This window comes from Cupriavidus sp. MPR-AND1C (assembly GCF_058809705.1).
The window spans coordinates 1-20,469 of sequence record NZ_JBXASU010000082.1 but is presented as its reverse complement, the minus strand read 5'-3'; the positions used below and the strand labels follow the sequence as shown (position 1 = coordinate 20,469).

Below are 20,469 nucleotides of genomic sequence, written 5' to 3'. Positions count from 1 at the left end.
ATGACGCGATAACGCAGTCATCCGCCCCTGCCGGCACGCCTTGCGCATGCCGGCAGGTTGCTTGCTCGCCCACCCCGGCTGCCCAACCACTGCTCCCATGCCTGATGAACAGTCGCGCTTTCGCCGACGGCTGCTGCTGTACTACGGCTTGTTCACGATAGGCCTGTTTGTCTTTATCGGCATGATGGGCCTGCTGGAGCATTCCAGCGGCGATGCGCTCTGGCTCGGTTACGTCTTCCTGTTCGTCACCATCGCCATTTATGCGTGCATCGGGCTGATCTGCCGCACCTCCGACCTCAATGAATACTATGTAGCAGGCCGGCGCGTGCCCGCGCTGTTCAACGGCATGGCGATCGCGGCCGACTGGATGAGCGCGGCATCCTTCATCGGCCTGGCCGGCATCCTGTTCGCCTCGGGCTACGAAGGGCTGGCCTACGTGATGGGCTGGACCGGCGGCTATTGCCTGGTTGCGTTCTTGCTCGCGCCCTACCTGCGCAAGTACGGCGGCTACACCATCCCCGACTTCCTCGCCGCACGCTATGGCAATGGCAAGCCCGGCGGCAACATGCCGGTGCGCGCGATTGCCGTGATGGCGGCGTCGCTATGTTCCTTCGTCTATCTGGTGGCACAGATCCAGGGGGTAGGGCTGATCGTCACGCGCTTTATCGGCGTGGAGTTCGCGGTCGGCGTGTTCTTCGGCCTGGCCGGCATCCTGGTGTGCTCCTTCCTTGGCGGCATGCGCGCGGTGACGTGGACCCAGGTCGCGCAATACATCATGCTGATCGCGGCCTTCCTGGTCACGGTCTCGATGATCGCGTGGAAGCACCATCACGAAGCGCTGCCGCAACTGAGCTATGGCACGCTGCTGCAGCAGCTCGACACGCGCGAGCGCAGCATCGAGCGCGACCCGGCCGAGCAGGCCGTGCGCGAATACTACCGCCAGCAGGCCATCCAGATGCAGGACCGCATCTCGCGGCTGCCGCAATCGTTCGATGAGGAGCGCAATGCGCTGTCCGCGCGCCTGCAGGAGCTGCGCTTGCGAAACGCACCGCTGCGCGAGATCAAGACGGTGGAGCGCGAACGGGTCGAGTTTCCGCGCGACATAGCGGCGGCCCAGCAGCAATGGAACCAGCAGCGCGAAGAAGCCCTGGCGCGCAGCCAGCCTTCCACGCCGTCGACCGAGCCCTATCCGTCGCCCTCGGAGGCGGAGCGCAAGACCAAACGGTTGAACTTCGTGCTGCTGGTGTTCTGCCTGATGCTGGGCACCGCTAGCCTGCCACACATCCTGACGCGGCTCTACACCACACCCTCGGTCAAGGAGTCGCGCAACTCGGTGGCGTGGGCGGTGTTTTTCATTGCGCTGCTCTACGTCTCCGCACCGGCGCTGGCGGCGCTGGTCAAGTACGAGTTCTTCCAGCACCTGGTTGGCACGCCATACGCGGAACTGCCGCAGTGGGTGGTGCAGTGGCGCAAGGTCGATCCGCCGGTGTTCGGCATTCGTGATGTGAACGGCGACGGCATCGTGCAGTGGGCGGAGATCCTCATCCAGCCCGACATGATCGTGCTGGCCGCACCGGAAATCGCGGGCTTGCCTTACGTGATCTCGGGCCTGGTTGCCGCGGGCGCGCTGGCGGCCGCGCTATCCACCGCCGATGGCCTGCTGCTCACCATTGCCAACGCGCTGTCGCACGACGTTTTCTATCACATGGTCGACCGCACCGCGAGTCACCAGCGGCGTGTCACCACAGCCAAGATCGTGCTGCTGGGCGTGGCGCTGTTTGCCTCTTACGTCACCTCGCTGCGTCCGGGCAATATTCTCTTTCTCGTCGGCGCGGCCTTCTCGCTGGCCGCGTCCAGTTTCTTCCCGGTGCTGGTGCTGGCGATCTTCTGGCGCCGCACCACGGCTGCGGGCGCGGTGGCAGGCATGGTGGCCGGACTCGGTGTTGCGGTCTACTATATCTTCGTCAACTACCCGTTCTTTACGCGCATGACCGGCATTTTCGGCAATCGCTGGTTCGGCGTGGACCCGATCGCTTCCGGCGCATTCGGCGTGCCCGCCGGCTTTGCCGTGGCCATCCTGGTCAGCCTGCTGACGCCGCGCAACGCCCCGGTGATCGACCGCCTGGTGACGTACTTGCGACGCGGATAGGGCCTTCGATCACGAAACACTAGATTTGCGAAACAACACTCTGATATACTCGTGGACTTGCTGGAGAGATGGATGAGTGGTTTAAGTCGCACGCCTGGAAAGCGTGTATAGGTTAATACCTATCCGGGGTTCGAATCCCCGTCTCTCCGCCAGAACAACGGAAAAAGCCCTTGATTTTCAAGGGCTTTTTCTATTTCCGGGAGAGGTTCTGGAGCAGCGAGGTTCGGGAGCAGCGCGCGCATATTGGCGTATTGCGGTGTATCGCGCCCTGGCATGGGCGGACTTCCCACGCATAAAAAAAGCACCTGTATCAGGTGCTTTTTCATTTCCCGCGGTTGAAGGGGGGAGGGGACCGAACCGGGTCGGCAAACTCATTGGGATCCGGTTCGGACTTGCAAGCCTAATCGGCTTGCTCGATCTCACTGCCATATTGGCCAGAGGATCATCTGCCACTTACCTTCGCTTTGCTACTGCGTGTCTCAGTCGGCAGGACTCCAGTATAGGTCAGCAGAAGTCGGGGTCAACCTGAGTTTAATGGCGGGATGCTGATGGGTCTCATGGACGGTTTTTGCCGGCGAGTCATCGTGCTTGTGAGTTCTGCTGCACGTGGCGATCCGCGGGTGTTCCCGATGCCGTCGCGGCAAACGCGCCGTGCTACGATCGATAAAAAATCGGGATGAGACACACAGTGAGCCAAGACATTGCAGCGCGTTTCAATGCGGAGTTCGCCCCGCGGATTGCGCAGACGATCGCGGAATTGTTCAAGCGCCGCATTCACGTCGAGGTGGTGCCGGATGAGAGGCCTGGCCGCGCTGCGCGCGTCCGCCTTTGCGGCGAGCCGTTCGATGAGCCGCGGCGGTTCGCGCAGCCATTGAACGTTTACCTGTCGTGGGACGGCCTCGAGGTGGAAGCGCTGTTCGCCGCCGGTGGCGCGGAAAAATTCGAGCACTATCTCGCGGCCCTGCCGGGCAAGATGCGCGCGTGGCAAACGCCCCGGCAGATCGACTTCGGGACACGCTCGCAGGCAGATCCTACCGTGCTGCTTGGCGGGCTGGATTTCGAGCATTGAGACTGAGCCGTTCTGGCATTCTCACCGCAACCCCTGCGGCCCTTTGCACGTTTCACACCAGATCCATCAGCCGCGGCGCGACTTCCAGTCCGCCGGCATCAAGCTGCAGCACGTGCCGTACAAGGGCAGCGCCCCGGTGGTGGGCAAGCGCAACGCGGCGTTTTACGCCAAGCTTGGCCTGACGCCGGCCGATCTGGAAACGCTGCACGAATTGCGGGTGGTCTGACAAGCGCGGCGTGCCGGCGCTGCGGCAGCCTCATGCGCAACTCGTGCTACAGTGGCCCGATCCGATTCTCCGGAGGAGCATCATGGCTAAGGATTCCACGCCGCATCTTCAGGCAATTGTCCAGACAGCGCCGCAGGCCGGACGCTATGTGTGGGTGATCACGCTGGTCGATTTCGCCGCGCAGATGGTCAAGCGCACCATTGTTTCGGACGATACCTTCACCACCTCGGACGCGGCGCGCGTGGCTGGCGACGCGCAGCTCAAGGCGATGGCGGCGGATAAGTAGCCGCTACGCGTGCCATGGAAAGGCGCTGCATTGGCACTGCCGGTCCGCTTGCTGACTGCATGCGCAAGACGCGGGAGCGACGATGAGCATGTGCGAGGCTTGTGCGCAGATACGGCCCGGCTCGACCGGTGGCACGGGGCATCCCCGGCTGCTTCTGACGGATACGCAGCGCATCAAGCCGCGTGGCCGGCCCGCGATCACCTTTGCCACCTACACCTGTGCCGACTGCGGCTGCCGCTGGCGCCATGAGAGCGACAAGAACGGCAAGGGGCCGGGTTGGTCGATACAGCCGGCAGACTGACGCGGCCTGAATTTGCCTGAGAGCATTCCCGCCACCGCCTGGCAACAGGGCGGGGCGAATCCGTGGAGGCGCGGCACCGGCCGCATCCACCCATCCATCATCGACAGGGGAGCGCAAGTTGGACACTGGACCTTTCACCCGCTACAAAGGCTTCGATCTCTACCCGCTGATCTATCGTCACCAGGCGGAACGTACCTGGCCCGAGCGCCGGCCGGATCGCAGCTTCAACGCGTCGGTGGTGATCTGTCGCGAAGGGCATGAGCCGGGGACCGAGCGCTCGCGCGTGTTTCGCCTCAGCGCCGCGCCCTGGGACAATATCGGCACCGCGCGGCGCGGCGCCGTGAAATTCGGCGAGGACATCATCAACGGTCTGGTGCCGGGCGAGTCCGTTGCTGCGCTGTAGGGCGCCTTGGGGGAGGGCTGTCAGGCGCGGCAGGGCATGCCAGCCGCAGTGGCAGCGGGCGGCCACCGCGGCGCTTCATCACGGCGCCATGGCGTTATGACGTCATGGGATCATGGCGCTGTACACCGTGTTCCTGAACCACGCACGGTAATACTCGCGCTGCCCCGGCGCCTGCATCATCCAGATCGCCACGGTCTTTTCCTTCGGGTCGACCCAGAAGTAGGTGCCCCCGACCCCGCCCCAGTAGTAGTCCCCGACCGATCCCGGCGTGGCCGATTCGCCGGTGCCCGTGCGTGTGCCGAACCCCAGGCCAAAGCCATAGCCCGGCCCCGGGAGGTAGGCAGCTCCGCGCGCCAGGGAACGGGCACCCACGATGCCAAGGTGGTCGGCCGTCATGTAGGCGACCGTCTTGGGCGATAGCAGGCGCACCCCGTCGATCTCGCCACCATTGAGCAGCATCTGGGCAAAGCGGAAGTAGTCGGCTGCGGTCGACACCAGGCCGCCGCCGCCCGATTCAAGCCTCGGGGCGCGGCGTACGTTGATCAGCCCGACCGGTACCTTGCTGTCGGGATCGACGGCAAAGGGTTCCGCAATGCGGCCTTGCTGTGCCGGCGGAACCCAGAAACCGGTGTCCTTCATCTGCAATGGCGTAAAGATCCGCTGCTGCAGATGTGTGGCCAGCGTCTGGCCCGACACGCGCTCGAGCAGGGCGCCCAGGACATCGGTGGAGCGGCTGTATTCCCAAGTGGTGCCGGGCTGGAACTGCAGCGGTACCTTGGCCAGACGCGCGATGAACTCGGTATTGGTTTGCTCGGTGGCATCCACATCCAGCCGCTTGTATTCCTCCTTGACAAGCGACTTGCCGAACACGCCGTAGGTCAGGCCGGACGTGTGGCGCAGCAGGTCCTGCACGGTCATTTCGCGATGGGCGGGCACCAGTTCCAGCACGGGCTTGCCGGCAGCGTCGGTCTTCTCCACGCCAACGCGCAGGTTCTTGAGCTCGGGCAGGTACTTCGACACCGGGTCGGCCAACTGGATGCGGCCGTCCTCGACCATCATCATGACTGCCACCGAGACGATCGGCTTGCTCATCGAGTAGATGCGGAAAATCGAGTCCGGGCGCATCGGCACCTTGCCCGTCGCGTCCTGCCAGCCAATGGTCTGCGTGCTGACGATGCTGCCGTTGCGGGCCACCAGGTAGACGGCGCCGGGAATGCGCCCTTGCGCGACATCGGCACGCACGCGTGCGCTCATGCTGTCGAGTTGCGTGGCGGAGAAGCCGGTCGTGAGCGGTGCGGTATTTTGCGTGTTGGCCGGGGCTGCGCAGGCGGCCAGCAGTGCGACCGCCAGCGCTGGCAAAGTGCTACGTATCATTTGTCTCATCCTTTGTCTTATCGTTGTCTTGGCAATGTCTTATCGATGCAGCATCGGTGTGGCACCGATGTGGCATCGGGAAGGGCTCGATTGCGGCAAATGCAAGGCGATCATGGCATGCGGGTTGGCGCGCGTGAATCGAGGCTCACCCGAATCGGGCCGCGCGCCATGCTACGATCCCGACAAATCATCGGAGGTGAAGATGTCAAAACACGTGTTCACTCGCAGCCAGTACCTGGCCATCCTCAATGAAAGCCTGAAGAACGACCCGAGGTGGAAGCCAGGCATGGCCTTTGTCTTTCATCCGCCGGGCGCGGACGAAGCCAGCGCGACCGGTGTCGGATGCACCGGCCCCGACGACGTGCTTCCCGTCTATGCGGAGATCGAGCGGGTGGCGGCGGATCTGATCGAGGTGAGGGAGGCGCGGTAGGGGCTGGCGTGGTGACGCCATGCGGTGCCGGCCAGGCATGCATTGCGTCATGTGCACGACGCAAAGGCAGGCTCTCTCGCCGACCTGCGTACAATACCGCCCCAGACAGACTCTAGCGGAACAAGCCGTGAAAAAAACCGACCTCGAAAAGAACAAAGCGTTGAAGCTCGCAAACAGCCTGAAGCTGTCCGCCGCAGTCCGTGCCGGCCGTGATACCGGCCCGGCCAAGGTTGATCGCCGCGAACAGCGCCGGCTCGACCAGGAGCAAGGCCTGGTGCCGTTTGCGTGCAAGCTGGATGCCGAACTGGTGAAGCGCCTGCAGGCACTGGCACCGGCACATGCCGGTGGCATGAGCGGCCTGCTGAAAGAAGCGCTGGAACGCGGCCTGCCGCAGGAAGACGCGGCAGCCTGATTGCGGCGCGCCGGGCCGGGCGGGCATGAGGCACTGGTTTGTGCCTTTTTGTCCACGCAAACGGTGTGGTGCGCGGGGCCGTAGCAAACAGAAGCAAGCAAAACGCCCGCTGGGTTTCAGCGGGCGTTTTGCTTTTGCCGTTTTGCTTTTGCTATAGGCATGGCCGTTTTTGCACGGTGTCCGGCGGTTTCCGCTTGCGGTGTAGGACTGGGCTGACGGGGCCGGGGAAGGAAAAGACGCGGGGCAGTGTGGTTGCCCGCGGCGAGGCACGCCAGGGCGGAGGGAACGGAGCGGCCGCCGGGGCCGCTCCAGGGGATCACAACCTTCTGGCCGTCATCCCCCCGGGGTGGAGCAAAGGGCGCTCAGTCCTCTTCGCCTTCTTCCGAGTCGAGGAAATCGCGGCGAAGCATCCAGTTTTCGATGGCTTCGTCGCAGATCTTCTTGAGCTTTTGCTTCTCCGGCACTTTGTCGAACAGCTCAAAGTTCACCAGCGCGATGCCGGCGTCGGAGATGTAGAACAGGCGGCCGGGCTCGTCGTAATGCACGATGCGCCCGTCGATGCCGCTTTCCTCGCTGTCGACCGGCATGTCTTCCAGTTCGACCACCCGGCAGGTGAAGCGGGGCGCGCGGGTGTGGGTCAGATATTCAAATTCGTCATGCATGACCTCGCCGCCCTTGGGCGTGAAGATCGCGAAGCCCCAGATAAAGCGGGGCATCGGCAGATCGGACAGATCATCAATCTCGTCCATGGTGTTCTCCCTGATTCGATAACCCGCATTATCGCTCGGCCAGGGCGCAAGCACCAAAATGTTCTGGCGATGACCCGCCTGGACGCCGCCTGGGCGCTGCTCCGAAGCCCTATTTCGCCGCGTGGCAGTTGGCGTAGGCCGGCGGGGCGCTCTCGCCCCTGGTCAGATCCTGCAGCATGCCTTCGTCGCCCTTGGTGATCCACAGATAGGCGCCATGCGCATAGCGGGCGCCCGAGCCGGCCAGCACGCTGGCAAAGAGCAGCGGCTTGCCATCCAGCCGCAGGATGGCGATCTGGTTGTCGGTGCTGTTGAAATAGCGCGCTGTGACCTGCTTGCCGTCGTCGCACTGGTAGCGCACGGTACGGGGCGGGTCGAAGCGCATGCCGTCGATGCCGGGCCTGGCCATGGCGGGGGCAACGGCCAGGCCGACGGCGGCGGCGATGGCGCAGGCAGTGAAGCGATGCGCGGGCGAACGAATATGCATCTGGTTTCCTTGTTGGCTAGCTCGGTGGCAAGACGCTGATAAGGCGGCCCAGGCCGTGGCTGGCGTATTCCCCGCGGGATGCGCGGCCGGGTGGCATCGCTGTTGCCGATTGCCGCTCACGCCAGCATATAGCCGCTTGCTAGCTCGCGGAAGCTGGCTACCTCGGCCGCTTGCCAGGCGGCGTCGTGGCCGTGCTCCTCGGCCAGGATCTCGGCCACCCGCGGCGCTGCCGCGCTCGCGGCGCTGGCTTCCAGGAACAGGGCGCGATTGCGTCGCGCCAGCACGTCCTCGACTCGCCGAGCCAGTTCGAAGCGAGCGGCAAAGCGCACATGGGCGGCGGTCAGCCCGGCGCCGGGCACCAGCATTTCGTCGTTGCCGGGCAGCGTGTGCAGCATGCCGGCCTCGTTGCCGTAGTAACGGTCCGGCGAGCCGCTGCCGGGCGCGGGCAGGTTAGCGGGCAAGCCTTGCGCGCCGTGCAGCGGCAGATCCGCCGTCACGCAGGGCGCGGCCGGCAGCATCTGGCGCTGGATGGCCGTGCCCACCACGTCCTCGGCCATCTTGCGGTAGGTGGTCCACTTGCCGCCGGTGACGGTGATCAGGCCGGCCTTGGATACCAGGATGGTGTGCTCGCGCGAGAGCGAGGCGGTGGAGGCTTCGCCGGTGGCCTTGACCAGCGGGCGCAGGCCGGCCCAGACGCTGGTCACATCGGCGCGGGTTGGTGCGCGCGACAGGTAGCGCGTGGCGGTCTCCAGGATGAAATCGACATCGTCGGCACCGGCGCGCGGCTCCAGCGGCAGGTCCTTGCGTGGGGTGTCGGTGGTGCCGATGATGGTGTGGCCGTTCCAGGGTACGACGAAGAGCACACGGCCGTCATCGGTCTTGGGGATCAGGATGGCACGGTCGCCGGGCAGGAAGCTGCGCGGCAAGGTCAGGTGCACGCCCTGGCTGGGGGCCACCATGCTGCGGGCCTGGCCGTCTTCCATCTGGCGCACGGCATCGACCCACACGCCGGTGGCGTTGATCACGCAGGACGCCTTCAGGTCGAAGCTGGCGTCGCCCAGCACGTCCTGCACGGTAACGCCGTCGATTACCCCGTTGCGCTGCGACAGCCCGCTCACGCGCAGGTAGTTGATGGCCGTGCCGCCTACGTCGAACAGCGTGCGCATCAGCGCGATGGCCAGGCGGGCGTCGTCGAACTGCCCGTCGAAATACAGGTTGCCGCCGCGCAGGGGCCGCCCGCCCACGTGCTCGGCCAGGGTCGGCGCCGCCGCCAGGGTTTCGCGGTGGTTGAGCCAGCGGCTGCCGGACAGGTTGAGGCCGCCGGCCAGCATGTCGTATAGCTTCAGGCCGATGCCGTAGAAGGGCTGGTCGAACAATTGGTAGGCCGGCACCACGAAGCCGAGCGGCCACACCAGGTGCGGCGCGTTGCGGGCTAGCAGGCCACGCTCATGCAGCGCCTCGCGCACCAGGCTGATATTGCCCTGCGCGAGGTAGCGCACGCCGCCGTGAACCAGCTTGGTGGCCTTGCTGGAGGTGCCCTTGGCGAAGTCGGCGGCTTCCACCAGCAGCGTGCGGTAGCCGCGCGAGGCGGCGTCCACCGCCGTGCCCAGGCCGGTGGCGCCGCCGCCGATGACGATGACATCCCACTTCGGCTCGCGCTCGAGGGTGGCGAGCAGGGTGGCGCGCTCGGGCGGCAGGATGGGGGTGTGCAGTGTCTGCATGATTCCTTGTTTGGTGCGAATGCGTGTCGCGGTGTTGCTCGTATGTACTTGCGTACTTGCGTACTTGTGTACTTGTCTTGTGTGGCTCGTGCGCTGCGCTCAGCCCGCGCTCAGTTCGCCGAGTGCGGTGGCGCGCCATCTTCCCGCGCCCAGTCGCGTGCGCGCTCTACCGCGCGATGCCAGCGCCAGAGCCGGTACGCGCGCGCGTCGGCGCTAAGGTTGGGCTCGAAGCGATGCTCCACCTGCCACTGGCTGGCGATCTCGTCCTCGCCGCTCCAGTAGCCGGTGGCCAGTCCCGCCAGGTAGGCCGCGCCAAGCGCGGTGGTCTCGGTCACGCGCGGGCGAACCACGGCCGTGCCAAGCAGGTCGGCCTGCATCTGCATCAGCAGGTCGCTGCGCGATGCGCCACCGTCCACGCGCAGTTCGGCCAGCGAGATGCCGGCATCCTTCTGCATGGCGTCCAGCACGTCCACGCTCTGCAGCGCGATCGACTCCAGCGCGGCGCGGGCAATGTGCGCTCGTCCGGTGCCGCGGGTCAGGCCGACCAGCGTGCCGCGCGCGAACGGGTCCCAGTGCGGCGCGCCCAGGCCGGCAAAGGCCGGCACCAGCACCACGCCTTCGGTGTCGTCGCACTGGCGCGCCAGCGGCTCCACCTCGGGCGCACTGTTGATGATCTGCAGCCCGTCGCGCAGCCACTGGATGGTGGCGCCACCCATGAACACGCCGCCTTCCAGGCAATACTGCGTGCGGCTGGCGGGCGGCGTGGTGCCGCCCAGTTGCCAGCCGATGGTGGTGAGCAGGCGATTGTGCGAAGTGACCGGCTGCGAGCCCGTGTTCATCAGCAGGAAGCAGCCCGTGCCGTAGGTATTCTTGGCCATGCCCGGGGACAGGCAGGCCTGGCCGTAGGTGGCGGCCTGCTGGTCCCCGGCGATGCCGGCAATGGGGATTTCCGCGCCAAACAGCCGCAGCGCCGTGCGCGCTACCTCGCCGCTGGAGGGCACCACCTCGGGCAACAAGCTGCGCGGGATGTCCAGCAAGTCGAGCAGGTCATCATCCCACTGGAAGGCGTGGATGTTGAACAGCATCGTGCGCGACGCGTTGGAGACATCGGTGACATGGCGCTTGCCGTCCGTCAGCTGCCAGATCAGCCAGCTGTCGACCGTGCCGAACGCCAGCTCGCCACGCGCCGCGCGTTCGCGCGCGCCTTCGGTGTTGTCGAGCATCCAGCGCAGCTTGGTGCCGGAGAAGTAGGCGTCGATGATCAGTCCGGTCTTGTCGCGGAACAGCTCGCCGTGGCCGTCGGCCTGCAGCGCCTCGCACATCGGCGCGGTGCGGCGATCCTGCCAGACCAGCGCGCGGCCGACGGGCTCGCCGGTCTGGCGGTCCCACAGCACGGTGGTCTCGCGCTGGTTGGTGATGCCGATGGCGCTCACCTGGCTGGCCGCGACGCCGGCGTCGTTCAGCACCTCGTGCGCCACCGCCAGCTGCGACTGCCAGATCTCGTAGGGATCGTGCTCGACGTGGCCGGGGTGCGGGTAATATTGGCGGAATTCGCGCTGCGCGACCCGCGCCACGTTGCCGGCGTGATCGAACAGGATCGCGCGCGAGCTGCTGGTGCCCTGGTCGAGCGCCAGCACGAATTGCGGCAGGCCCGAAGGCTGGGTTTGCTTCATGCGTCTTGTCCTGGATTGACTGCTATTTCCACTACATTAACCATTGCTTTGACCATTGCAGGCGTGCCTTGCCGGCCGCCGGGATCCTTCATGTCCGATACCTTGCCCGATAGCGCCAGCCAGAACCCCGTCGTGTCCCGCGTTGCCGCCTCGCTGGCGGCGCGCAGCCGTTTCGATGCCGGCGCGCATTTGCGGCTGACCGTGGCAGGCCGCCAGGTGGGCTGGCTGCCGCGCGCGCATGCGCAGATCCTGCGCGCGCAGGATACGGTGCCGGGTGTGCTGGGCGAGCCGCGCGATGGCAGCGTGGCGCTGCTGCCGGATTGCGGCGATGCTTGCGCGCGCAGCGCGGCGCTGAAGGTGCTGGCGCACTGGCTGGCGGATGCGGGCCATGTGCGCGGCTGGCGCGACGAACTGTTCGCCGTCACGCCGGCACTCGCGGCACCGGCCTTCGCGGTGATCGAGCGCGCAGCCGCGCGCTTTCTCGGGCTGCTGACCTTTGCCTCGCACATGAACGGCATCATTGCCGGCGCGCGTGCGCTGTGGATTTCACGGCGCAGCGCCGCCAAGGCGGTCGACCCCGGCTTGTGGGACAACCTGGTGGCTGGCGGCATGCCGCACGGCAGTGATCCACTTGCCACGCTGGTGCGCGAGTGCGACGAGGAGTCAGGCATTGCGCCCGTGCTGGCGCAGCGTGCCGAGGCGCATGGCGTGATCGAAGTGCTGCGTGAAATCCCCGAGGGCGTGCAGTGGGAGGCTGTGTACGTGTACGACCTGTTGCTGCCGCCGGATTTCGTGCCGCATAACCGCGACGGCGAGGTGGCCGAGCACCGCCGTATCGAGCCGGAGGCATTGCTTGCTATCATGGCGGATGGCGCCATGACGGTCGACGCGACCCTGGTGACGCTGGATGCGCTCAATCGCCGTGGCTGGAGCGCCCCTGGCATCCCCCGCCCTTGATCGGCGCGCACTAGACAAAACCACACACGATGAGCAATACCGGATTCATTCTCACCATTTCCTGCCCGGACCAGCCGGGCATCGTCCATGCCGTCTCGGGCCTGCTGTTCCAGCACGGCTGCAATATCGTCGATTCCGACCAGTACGGCGATGAGTTCACCGGCCGCTTCTTCATGCGGGTGCATTTCACCCCGGCCGCCGGTGGCCCGGACCTGGCCACGCTGAAGACCGCGTTCGCGCCGATCGGCGATCAGTTCGCCATGCAGTGGGACCTGTTCGATGCCAGCGTCAAGCCGCGCGTGATGATCATGGTGTCGAAGATCGGCCATTGCCTGAACGATCTGCTGTTCCGCGCCAAGGCCAGCGGCCTGCCGGTGGAGATCGCCGCCATCGTGTCGAACCACCGCGATTTCTACCAGCTTGCCGCGTCGTACGATATCCCGTTCTTCCATCTGCCGATGATGAACGCCTCGGCTGAGCAGAAGGCCGCGCAAGAAAACAAGGTGTTCGAGATCGTGCGCGAGCAGAACATCGACCTGGTGGTGCTGGCGCGCTACATGCAGGTGCTGTCCGACGACCTGTGCCGCAAGCTGGCCGGCCGCGCCATCAATATCCATCACTCGTTCCTGCCCAGCTTCAAGGGCGCCAAGCCTTACTATCAGGCGCACGACCGTGGCGTGAAGCTGATCGGCGCGACCGCCCACTACGTGACCGCGGCGCTGGACGAAGGACCGATCATCGAGCAGGAAATCGAGCGCGTGGACCACAGCATGGATCCCGAGCAGCTCACCGCGGTGGGGCGTGACGTGGAGTGCGTGGCGCTGGCGCGTGCCGTCAAATGGCATGCCGAGCACCGCATCCTGCTCAACGGCCACAAGACCGTCGTCTTCAAGTAAGACCTCGGGCGAGCTCCCAAGCAAGTCCTCAAGCAAACCCTTCACCAGGTGCCCGGCGCCCGTCGCGCCGGCGCCGCCTCGCCCGCGGGGGAGCCGGCGCCGTGGCTGGCCGCCCTCAGGCCTGCGCGACCACACAGCGCACTCCGCTTTCTTCCAGCATGCTCTCGAATGGCGGCTTCAACGGCTCATCGGTGAAGAGCCGGTCGATCTCCGAGACGTGCGCCAGTTCCACCATGGCCTGCCGGTTGAACTTGCTGGCGTCCGCCGCCAGCCAGACTTCGCGCGAATGCTCGATGATGGTCCGCGCCACCTTCACTTCGCGGAAATCGTAATCGCGCAGCGTGCCATCGGCCTCGATGCCCGAGATGCCGATCAGGCCGATATCCACCTTGAACTGGCTGATGAACTCCACCGTGGCCTCGCCCACGATGCCGCGGTCGCGCGAGCGCAGCACGCCGCCGGCGACGATCACTTCGCAATCGGGGTTGTCGGCCAGGATGCTCGCCACGTTCAGGTTGTTGGTGATCACGCGCAGGCCGCGGTGATGCATGAGCTCGCGCGCGATTTCCTCGACCGTGGTGCCGATGTTCAGGATCAGCGAGCAACCCTCGGGCACGGCGCTGGCCACCGCGCGCGCAATGCGGGCCTTGCCTTCGGCATTGAGCCCCTGGCGCTGCCGATAGGCGATGTTCTCCACCGTGGAGCCCTCCACCCGCACGCCACCGTGAAAGCGCGCCAGCATGCCGGCTTCAGCCAGCAGGTTGACGTCCCGGCGCACGGTTTGCAGGGTCACCCCGAACTTGCGGGCAAGTTCGTCGATGGAAGCGAAGCCCTGGCTGCGAACCTCTTCCAGCAGGGCGGTCTGGCGTGGATTTAGCGTCATGCCGGCATTCTAGTTCAAACACAAACGAAAACAAATGATGCGGTGCATGATTGTTTTATTTTCGTTTTTGCTCTAAAACGAGCGGGAAGCAAGGATTTGTGCGTTTGCATCATTGCAATAAATGTGATGTGTGTGGCATTCGGAATCGGAGACTCGATGCAGCTCAGATTGGAAGGCATCGCCCAGCAAGCAGGCTCGCAGGCGTATCTATATCCCATGTCGCTGACGCCCGTGCCGGGCGCGGTGACCATCCTGCTAGGTGCCACCCAGGCCGGCAAGACTTCGCTGATGCGGGTCATGGCGGGGCTGGACCGGCCCAGTGCCGGCCGTGTCGAGGTGGACGGCATCGACGTGACCGGCATGCCGGTGCGCGAGCGCAACGTCTCGATGGTCTACCAGCAGTTCATCAACTACCCGTCGATGACCGTCTTCGACAATATTGCTTCGCCGCTCAAACTGCGGCGTTCCAGGGATATCGATGGACAAGTGAGGGCGCTGGCCACCCGCCTGCATATCGAGCACCTGCTCGAGCGCTTTCCCGCCGAGCTCTCCGGCGGGCAGCAGCAGCGCGTGGCGCTGGCACGCGCGCTGGCCAAGGGCGCGCCACTGATGCTGCTCGACGAGCCGCTGGTCAACCTCGACTACAAGCTGCGCGAAGAGCTGCGCGAGGAACTGACCCAGCTTTTCGCGCATGGCAATGCCACCGTGATCTATGCCACCACGGAGCCGGCCGAAGCGCTGTTGCTGGGCGGCTATACCGCGGTGCTGGATGCCGGCGAGCTGTTGCAGTACGGGCCCACGCCAGAGGTCTTCCACTATCCCGCCTCGCTGCGCGTGGCGCGTGCTTTCAGCGATCCCCCCATGAACCTGATGGCCGGTAACCTGCTGGCCGGCGCGGTCACGCTGCCCGGCGGCGTCGTCGTTCCCTTGCCCGGGGCAGTGGAACAAGGCGGCACGGTAACGGTCGGGGTGCGGGCCGGTGCGCTGCGCCTGGACGCCGTGCCCGGCTCGGTGCCGGTGGCGGGCCGGGTGGCGCTGGCCGAGCTGTCCGGGTCGGACACCTTCGTGCACATGGATTCCCCGGTCGGCAACCTGGTGGCGCAGTTTCCGGGGGTGGTCGACCTGGAACTGGGCGCGCCGCTCACGCTGCACCTCGATCCCGCGCAGCTCTACCTGTTCGACGCCGACGGCATGCGCATTCATGCGCCCAGCCGGCCGTTGAAGGTCGCCCCCGCCACTGCCGAGCTGGGAGCCTGAGATGACACGCATCGACCTCGACCTGTCCCATTCGTACCGGCCCGATCCGCAAGCGGATGAGGACTACGCGCTGCTGCCGCTGAAGTTCACGTTCAATGACGGCGGCGCTTACGCCTTGCTCGGGCCTTCCGGCTGCGGCAAGACCACCTTGCTCAATTGCATTTCCGGCTTGCAGCGGCCATCGCATGGCACGGTCTCCTTCGACGGCCGCGACGTGACCGCAGCCACGCCGCAGGCGCGCAACATCGCCCAGGTGTTCCAGTTCCCGGTGATCTACGACACCATGACGGTGGGCGAAAACCTGGCCTTCCCGCTGCGCAACCGCGGCGTGCCCGCGGCCCAGGTGAAGGAGCGCGTGGGCCGCGTGGCCGAGATGCTGGACCTGTCCGCATCGCTGGACCGGCGCGCCAGCGGCCTGGCGGCCGACGCCAAGCAGAAGATCTCGCTCGGGCGGGGCCTGGTGCGCCAGGACGTATCGGCCATCCTGTTCGACGAGCCGCTGACCGTGATCGATCCGCACCTGAAATGGCAGTTGCGCCGCAAGCTCAAGGAGATTCACCACGAGTTCCGGCTGACGCTGATCTACGTCACGCATGACCAGACCGAGGCACTTACCTTTGCCGACCAAGTGGTGGTGATGTCGCGCGGCAGGGCGGTGCAGGTGGGGCCGGCCGATGCGCTGTTCGAGCGCCCGGCGCATACCTTCGTTGGCAACTTCATCGGCTCACCGGGCATGAACTTCCTGACAGGGGCATGGCACGATGGCGCCATCGAAATCGCCGGGCGGCGATATATGCCGGAATTCGCGCCCACCGTCGCCGCGGCCTTGCAGGCGGCCGGCAGCTTCAAGGTCGGCGTGCGCCCCGAGTACCTGCGCCTGGCCGCGAGCACCGATCCGCAGGCCGTGCCCGCACGCGTGGAGCGCGCGCAGGACATTGGCACCTACTGGCTCATCACTGCCACCGTGCGGGATGCCAGTGGCCACGCTGCCACCGTGCGCGGCCGGCTCGGCAACGAGGGCGCGGCGCTGCGGGCGGGCGAGACCGCGTGGCTATCCGTGTTCAACCGTCATACCTGTTACTACGTCAATGAGGAGCTGGTGGCATGAGCACGCTGAAGCCCGTCAACCAGAAGGCCTGGCTGCTGGTCATCCCGGTGGTCCTGTGCGTGGCGTTCTCCGCCATCCTGCCGCTGATGACCATTGTCAATTACTCCGTGCAGGACATCATCTCGCCCGAGCGGCGCGTGTTCGTCGGCACCGAATGGTTCCGCACGGTGCTGCGCGACGGCGAGCTGCACGACGCGCTGCTGCGTCAGCTCGGCTTTTCACTGGCGGTGCTGGCGGTGGAGATCCCGCTGGGCATCCTGCTGGCGCTGTCGATGCCGGCCAAGGGGGTGAAGGCGTCGGCGGTGCTGGTGGTGATCGCGCTGTCGCTGCTGATTCCATGGAACGTCGTGGGCACGATCTGGCAGATCTTCGGGCGCACCGACATCGGCTTGCTGGGCGCGGCGCTTGCCGGCATGGGCTTTGCCTACAACTACACCGGCAGCGCGGTGGACGCCTGGTTCACGGTGCTGGTGATGGACGTGTGGCACTGGACGCCGCTGGTGGCGCTGCTGTGCTACGCCGGCTTGCGCGCGATTCCCGATGCGTACTACCAGGCCGCGCAGATCGACGGTGCCTCGCGCCTGGCGGTGTTCCGCTACATCCAGCTGCCCAAGCTGCGTGGCGTGCTGATGATCGCGGTGCTGCTGCGCTTCATGGACAGCTTCATGATCTACACCGAGCCCTTCGTGCTGACCGGCGGCGGGCCTGGCAACGCGACCACGTTCCTGTCGCAATACCTCACGCAGAAGGCCGTGGGCCAGTTCGACCTGGGTCCGGCCGCGGCATTCTCGATCGTCTACTTCCTGATCATCCTGCTCATGTGTTTCATTCTCTACAACTGGATGCAGCGCGCGGGCACCGCCGGCAGCGAGGACATGCCCAATGCGTGAAGCCAAACGTGAAGCCAAGCAAAGCGCCACTTACTGGCGTGCAGTCTTCCTGGTGGTGTACCTGGTCTTCGCCATCCTGCCGATCTACTGGATGCTGAACATGTCGTTCAAGTCCAACGAGGAGATCGTTTCCACGCTGTCGCTGTGGCCAAACGATTTCACGCTGGAGCACTACAAGACCATATTCACCGATCCGTCCTGGTACTCGGGCTACATCAACTCGATGATCTACGTGGCGATGAACACGGTGATCTCGATCACAGTGGCGCTGCCCGCGGCCTATGCTTTCTCGCGCTACCGGTTCATCGGCGACAAGCACGTCTTCTTCTGGCTGCTGACCAATCGCATGACGCCGCCGGCGGTGTTCCTGCTGCCATTCTTCCAGCTCTACACGACCATCGGCCTGATGGACACGCACCTTGGCGTGGCGCTGGCGCACCTGGTGTTCAACGTGCCGCTGGCGGTGTGGATCCTGGAGGGCTTCATGTCCGGCGTGCCGCGCGAAATCGACGAGACGGCGTATGTGGATGGTTACTCCTTTGGGCGCTTCTTCATCACCATCTTCCTGCCGCTGATCAAGGCCGGCGTGGGCGTGGCCGCTTTCTTCTGCTTCATGTTCAGCTGGGTGGAGCTGCTGCTGGCGCGCACGCTGACCTCGGTCAACGCCAAGCCGATCGTTGCCACCATGACGCGCACGGTGTCGGCCTCCGGCATGGATTGGGGCGTGCTGGCCGCGGCCGGCGTGCTCACCATCGTGCCCGGCGGCATCGTGATCTGGTTTGTGCGGCACTACATCGCGAAGGGCTTCGCGATGGGCCGCGTGTAAGGAGAGGATGCCATGTTCAGCTGGATGGTATGGACCACCCCGGTGGCCGTGTTCTTCATCAGCGTCGCGGTGATGCTGGTTGGCATGACGATGTGGGAGACGCGAGCCCCTACCATGGAGCGCAAGGGCTTCCTGCCCATCGCCACCACCCGCGGCGACCGCCTGTTCATCGGCCTGATGTGCGCCGCTTGGATCAACCTCGCGTGGGTGGGCCTGGGCGAGAAGATGATGGCGTGGTTCTCGCTGGCGGAGGAGCCTTCGATCTGGATCAGCCTGGTGCTGTCCATGCTTGCGCTGGGCCTGGTGATGCGCAAAGGCTGAGCGGCATGCGGATCGCGCACCTGAGCCGACAAGAATAAAGCGACGGATTTTTCGTCAATGGGCATGGCGGCCTGCACCTTCCCCGGGCCGCGACCCAGACAAAGAGCAGGGAGGGGGATTCTCGAGGAGACGTCAATGAAGGTGCACGTGAAATTGGGCATGACGGCGCTGGCCTGCGCAGCGGCGCTCGCTTGCGGCCACGCCGCTTGGGCAGGCGAGGCCGAGGCCAAGAAGTGGGTCGACAGCGAGTTCCAGCCGTCGTCGCTCGCCAAGGACAAGCAGCTTGCTGAAATGAAGTGGTTCATGGATGCTGCCGCCAAGCTCAAGGCCAAGGGCGTGACGCAGATCAGCGTGGTGTCCGAGACCCTCACCACCCACGAATACGAATCCAAGACGCTGGCCAAGGCGTTCGAGGAGATTACCGGCATCAAGGTCAACCACGACATCATCCAGGAAGGCGACGTGGTGGAGAAACTGCAGACCTCGATGCAGTCGGGCAAGTCGATCTATGACGGCTGGATCTCCGACTCCGACCTGATCGGCACGCACTACCGCTATGGCGCCATCCTGCCGCTGTCCGACTACATGAGCGGCGCCGGCAAGGAGTGGACCAATCCCGGGCTGGACGTGAAGGACTTCATTGGCACCAAGTTCACCACCGCGCCGGACGGCAAGCTCTACCAGCTGCCCGACCAGCAGTTCGCCAACCTGTACTGGTTCCGTGCCGACTGGTTCGCGCGCAAGGACCTGCAGGACAAGTTCAAGGCCAAGTACGGCTATGACCTGGGCGTGCCCACCAACTGGTCGGCCTACGAAGACATCGCCAACTTCTTCTCCAACGACGTCAAGGAGCTCGACGGCAAGAAAGTCTACGGCCATATGGACTACGGCAAGAAGGACCCGTCGCTCGGCTGGCGCTTTACCGATGCCTGGCTGTCGATGGCCGGTGCCGCCGACAAGGGCCTGCCCAACGGCATGCCGGTCGACGAATGGGGCATCCGCGTTGGCGCCGACAAGTGCACGCCGGAGGGCGCGTCGGTTGCGCGCGGCGGTGCCGCCAACAGCCCGGCCGCGGTCTATGCGCTCACCAAGTACATTGACTGGATGAAGAAATACGCACCGCCGCAGGCCATGGGCATGACCTTCTCGGAAGCCGGTCCGGTCCCGGCGCAAGGGCAGATCGCGCAGCAGGTGTTCTGGTACACCGCCTTTACTGCTGACATGACCAAGAAGGGCTTGCCGGTGGTCAATGCCGACGGCAGTCCCAAGTGGCGCATGGCGCCGTCGCCTTATGGCCCGTATTGGAAGCAGGGCATGCAGAATGGCTACCAGGACGTTGGCTCCTGGACCTTCTTCAAGAACACCGATCCCAATCGCCTCGCGGCGGCCTGGCTCTATGCGCAATTCGTGACGTCCAAGACGGTATCGCTGAAGAAGTCGCTCACCGGCCTGACCTTTATCCGCGACAGCGACATCCATCATGAGTACCTTACCAAGAACGCGGCCCAGTACGGCGGCCTGATCGAGTTCTATCGCAGCCCGGCGCGGGTGGCGTGGACGCCCACCGGCACCAACGTGCCCGACTACCCCAAGCTGGCCCAGCTTTGGTGGAAGAACGTGGCGACCGCTGTAACCGGCGAGAAGACGCCGCAGGCCGCGATGGACAACCTGGCCGAGGAAATGGACCAGGTGATGGGGCGGCTGCAACGCGCCGGCATGACGAACTGCGCGCCCAAGCTCAACCCTAAGGGCGATCCCGCCAAGTGGCTGTCCGACGACCACGCGCCCTGGAAGAAGCTGGCCAACGAGAAGCCGAAGGGCGAGACCATCGCCTATGACAAGTTGTTGCAGGCGTGGAAGGAAGGGAAGGTGCGGTAAGCGTCATCCTTGATGGCGTAGCGGACGGTGGCCTCGTGCCACCGTTTTTTCTTCCGGGGTTTGTGATGCGTTATCGACAAAAGCGATCTCCCCAAAAATCCCTTGACTATCTATCTACCAGTAGATAATATTCAGCACATGGAAGCCGCTGCTCCGCCCCAGCAAGAAAGCTGAAG

The 20,469-nt window shown here is 65.1% G+C and carries 22 protein-coding genes and 1 tRNA gene; 17 read left to right on the top strand and 6 right to left on the bottom strand.

Going from position 1 to position 20,469, the window contains the following annotated elements; all coding sequences use genetic code 11:
- Positions 1-97 precede the first annotated feature (97 nt).
- From AC1RWI_RS30265 to AC1RWI_RS30235, 7 genes are all read left to right on the top strand, one after another.
- Complete coding sequence (locus AC1RWI_RS30265) at positions 98-2,149, top strand: VC_2705 family sodium/solute symporter (protein WP_492870142.1); 2,052 nt, start codon at positions 98-100, stop codon at positions 2,147-2,149.
- 62 nt (positions 2,150-2,211) lie between these two features.
- A tRNA-Ser gene (locus tag AC1RWI_RS30260) sits at positions 2,212-2,301 on the top strand.
- A gap of 536 nt (positions 2,302-2,837) precedes the next feature.
- The gene (locus tag AC1RWI_RS30255; RefSeq protein WP_043347772.1) at positions 2,838-3,218 is read left to right on the top strand and encodes a DUF5594 family protein; all 381 of its coding nucleotides are present in this window, start codon (positions 2,838-2,840) and stop codon (positions 3,216-3,218) included.
- A gap of 43 nt (positions 3,219-3,261) precedes the next feature.
- Positions 3,262-3,444 (top strand): hypothetical protein, encoded by a 183-nt coding sequence (locus AC1RWI_RS30250; RefSeq protein WP_043347768.1) that lies wholly within the window; start codon positions 3,262-3,264, stop codon positions 3,442-3,444.
- A gap of 82 nt (positions 3,445-3,526) precedes the next feature.
- Complete coding sequence (locus AC1RWI_RS30245; RefSeq protein WP_043347764.1) at positions 3,527-3,730, top strand: hypothetical protein; 204 nt, start codon at positions 3,527-3,529, stop codon at positions 3,728-3,730.
- A gap of 82 nt (positions 3,731-3,812) precedes the next feature.
- Positions 3,813-4,031, top strand: a complete 219-nt coding sequence (locus AC1RWI_RS30240) for a hypothetical protein (RefSeq protein WP_043347761.1) — start codon at positions 3,813-3,815, stop codon at positions 4,029-4,031.
- Between the two features lie 118 nt (positions 4,032-4,149).
- On the top strand, positions 4,150-4,434 hold the full coding sequence (locus tag AC1RWI_RS30235; RefSeq protein ID WP_043347757.1) for a hypothetical protein: 285 nt from the start codon (positions 4,150-4,152) through the stop codon (positions 4,432-4,434).
- Between the two features lie 102 nt (positions 4,435-4,536).
- Here the strand turns inward: AC1RWI_RS30235 and AC1RWI_RS30230 are convergent, their stop codons facing one another.
- The gene (locus AC1RWI_RS30230; RefSeq protein WP_492870141.1) at positions 4,537-5,808 is read right to left on the bottom strand and encodes a serine hydrolase domain-containing protein; all 1,272 of its coding nucleotides are present in this window, start codon (positions 5,806-5,808) and stop codon (positions 4,537-4,539) included.
- A 202-nt stretch (positions 5,809-6,010) separates the two neighbouring features.
- On the opposite strand from AC1RWI_RS30230, the gene AC1RWI_RS30225 reads away from it, so the two are divergent.
- Positions 6,011-6,238: a hypothetical protein gene (locus AC1RWI_RS30225; protein ID WP_043352090.1), complete on the top strand. Its 228-nt coding sequence runs from the start codon at positions 6,011-6,013 to the stop codon at positions 6,236-6,238.
- A 127-nt stretch (positions 6,239-6,365) separates the two neighbouring features.
- Positions 6,366-6,650 (top strand): hypothetical protein, encoded by a 285-nt coding sequence (locus AC1RWI_RS30220; RefSeq protein ID WP_043347749.1) that lies wholly within the window; start codon positions 6,366-6,368, stop codon positions 6,648-6,650.
- Between the two features lie 362 nt (positions 6,651-7,012).
- Here the strand turns inward: AC1RWI_RS30220 and AC1RWI_RS30215 are convergent, their stop codons facing one another.
- The 4 genes from AC1RWI_RS30215 to glpK all read right to left on the bottom strand — a co-directional run bounded on the left by AC1RWI_RS30215 (position 7,013) and on the right by glpK (position 11,277).
- The gene (locus tag AC1RWI_RS30215; RefSeq protein ID WP_043347745.1) at positions 7,013-7,399 is read right to left on the bottom strand and encodes a hypothetical protein; all 387 of its coding nucleotides are present in this window, start codon (positions 7,397-7,399) and stop codon (positions 7,013-7,015) included.
- A 109-nt stretch (positions 7,400-7,508) separates the two neighbouring features.
- Complete coding sequence (locus tag AC1RWI_RS30210; protein ID WP_492870140.1) at positions 7,509-7,883, bottom strand: MliC family protein; 375 nt, start codon at positions 7,881-7,883, stop codon at positions 7,509-7,511.
- Positions 7,884-7,999: 116 nt separating this feature from the next.
- Positions 8,000-9,604, bottom strand: a complete 1,605-nt coding sequence (locus tag AC1RWI_RS30205) for a glycerol-3-phosphate dehydrogenase/oxidase (protein ID WP_043347742.1) — start codon at positions 9,602-9,604, stop codon at positions 8,000-8,002.
- Positions 9,605-9,714: 110 nt separating this feature from the next.
- A complete protein-coding gene (gene glpK, locus AC1RWI_RS30200; protein ID WP_492870139.1) occupies positions 9,715-11,277 on the bottom strand; it encodes a glycerol kinase GlpK in 1,563 nt (520 codons plus the stop codon).
- Positions 11,278-11,367: 90 nt separating this feature from the next.
- On the opposite strand from glpK, the gene AC1RWI_RS30195 reads away from it, so the two are divergent.
- The gene (locus tag AC1RWI_RS30195) at positions 11,368-12,234 is read left to right on the top strand and encodes an NUDIX hydrolase (RefSeq protein WP_492870138.1); all 867 of its coding nucleotides are present in this window, start codon (positions 11,368-11,370) and stop codon (positions 12,232-12,234) included.
- 29 nt (positions 12,235-12,263) lie between these two features.
- On the top strand, positions 12,264-13,130 hold the full coding sequence (gene purU / locus AC1RWI_RS30190; RefSeq protein ID WP_043347737.1) for a formyltetrahydrofolate deformylase: 867 nt from the start codon (positions 12,264-12,266) through the stop codon (positions 13,128-13,130).
- Positions 13,131-13,245: 115 nt separating this feature from the next.
- Here purU and AC1RWI_RS30185 read toward each other — a convergent pair whose 3' ends face one another.
- A complete protein-coding gene (locus tag AC1RWI_RS30185) occupies positions 13,246-14,013 on the bottom strand; it encodes a DeoR/GlpR family DNA-binding transcription regulator (RefSeq protein WP_043347735.1) in 768 nt (255 codons plus the stop codon).
- A 156-nt stretch (positions 14,014-14,169) separates the two neighbouring features.
- On the opposite strand from AC1RWI_RS30185, the gene AC1RWI_RS30180 reads away from it, so the two are divergent.
- The 6 genes from AC1RWI_RS30180 to AC1RWI_RS30155 all read left to right on the top strand — a co-directional run bounded on the left by AC1RWI_RS30180 (position 14,170) and on the right by AC1RWI_RS30155 (position 20,293).
- Positions 14,170-15,270 (top strand): ABC transporter ATP-binding protein, encoded by a 1,101-nt coding sequence (locus AC1RWI_RS30180; protein ID WP_043347733.1) that lies wholly within the window; start codon positions 14,170-14,172, stop codon positions 15,268-15,270.
- 1 nt (position 15,271) lies between these two features.
- Positions 15,272-16,378, top strand: coding sequence for an ABC transporter ATP-binding protein (locus tag AC1RWI_RS30175; protein ID WP_043347731.1), 1,107 nt, complete (start codon positions 15,272-15,274; stop codon positions 16,376-16,378).
- Entirely contained in the window at positions 16,375-17,268 is an 894-nt protein-coding gene (locus AC1RWI_RS30170) for a carbohydrate ABC transporter permease (protein WP_043347729.1), read from the top strand. The genes AC1RWI_RS30175 and AC1RWI_RS30170 overlap by 4 nt, the downstream gene beginning before the upstream one ends.
- Entirely contained in the window at positions 17,261-18,094 is an 834-nt protein-coding gene (locus AC1RWI_RS30165) for a carbohydrate ABC transporter permease (protein WP_043347727.1), read from the top strand. The genes AC1RWI_RS30170 and AC1RWI_RS30165 overlap by 8 nt, the downstream gene beginning before the upstream one ends.
- Positions 18,095-18,106: 12 nt before the next feature.
- A complete protein-coding gene (locus tag AC1RWI_RS30160; protein WP_043347723.1) occupies positions 18,107-18,415 on the top strand; it encodes a DUF2160 domain-containing protein in 309 nt (102 codons plus the stop codon).
- 147 nt (positions 18,416-18,562) lie between these two features.
- Complete coding sequence (locus AC1RWI_RS30155; protein WP_043352086.1) at positions 18,563-20,293, top strand: ABC transporter substrate-binding protein; 1,731 nt, start codon at positions 18,563-18,565, stop codon at positions 20,291-20,293.
- Positions 20,294-20,469 lie beyond the last annotated feature (176 nt).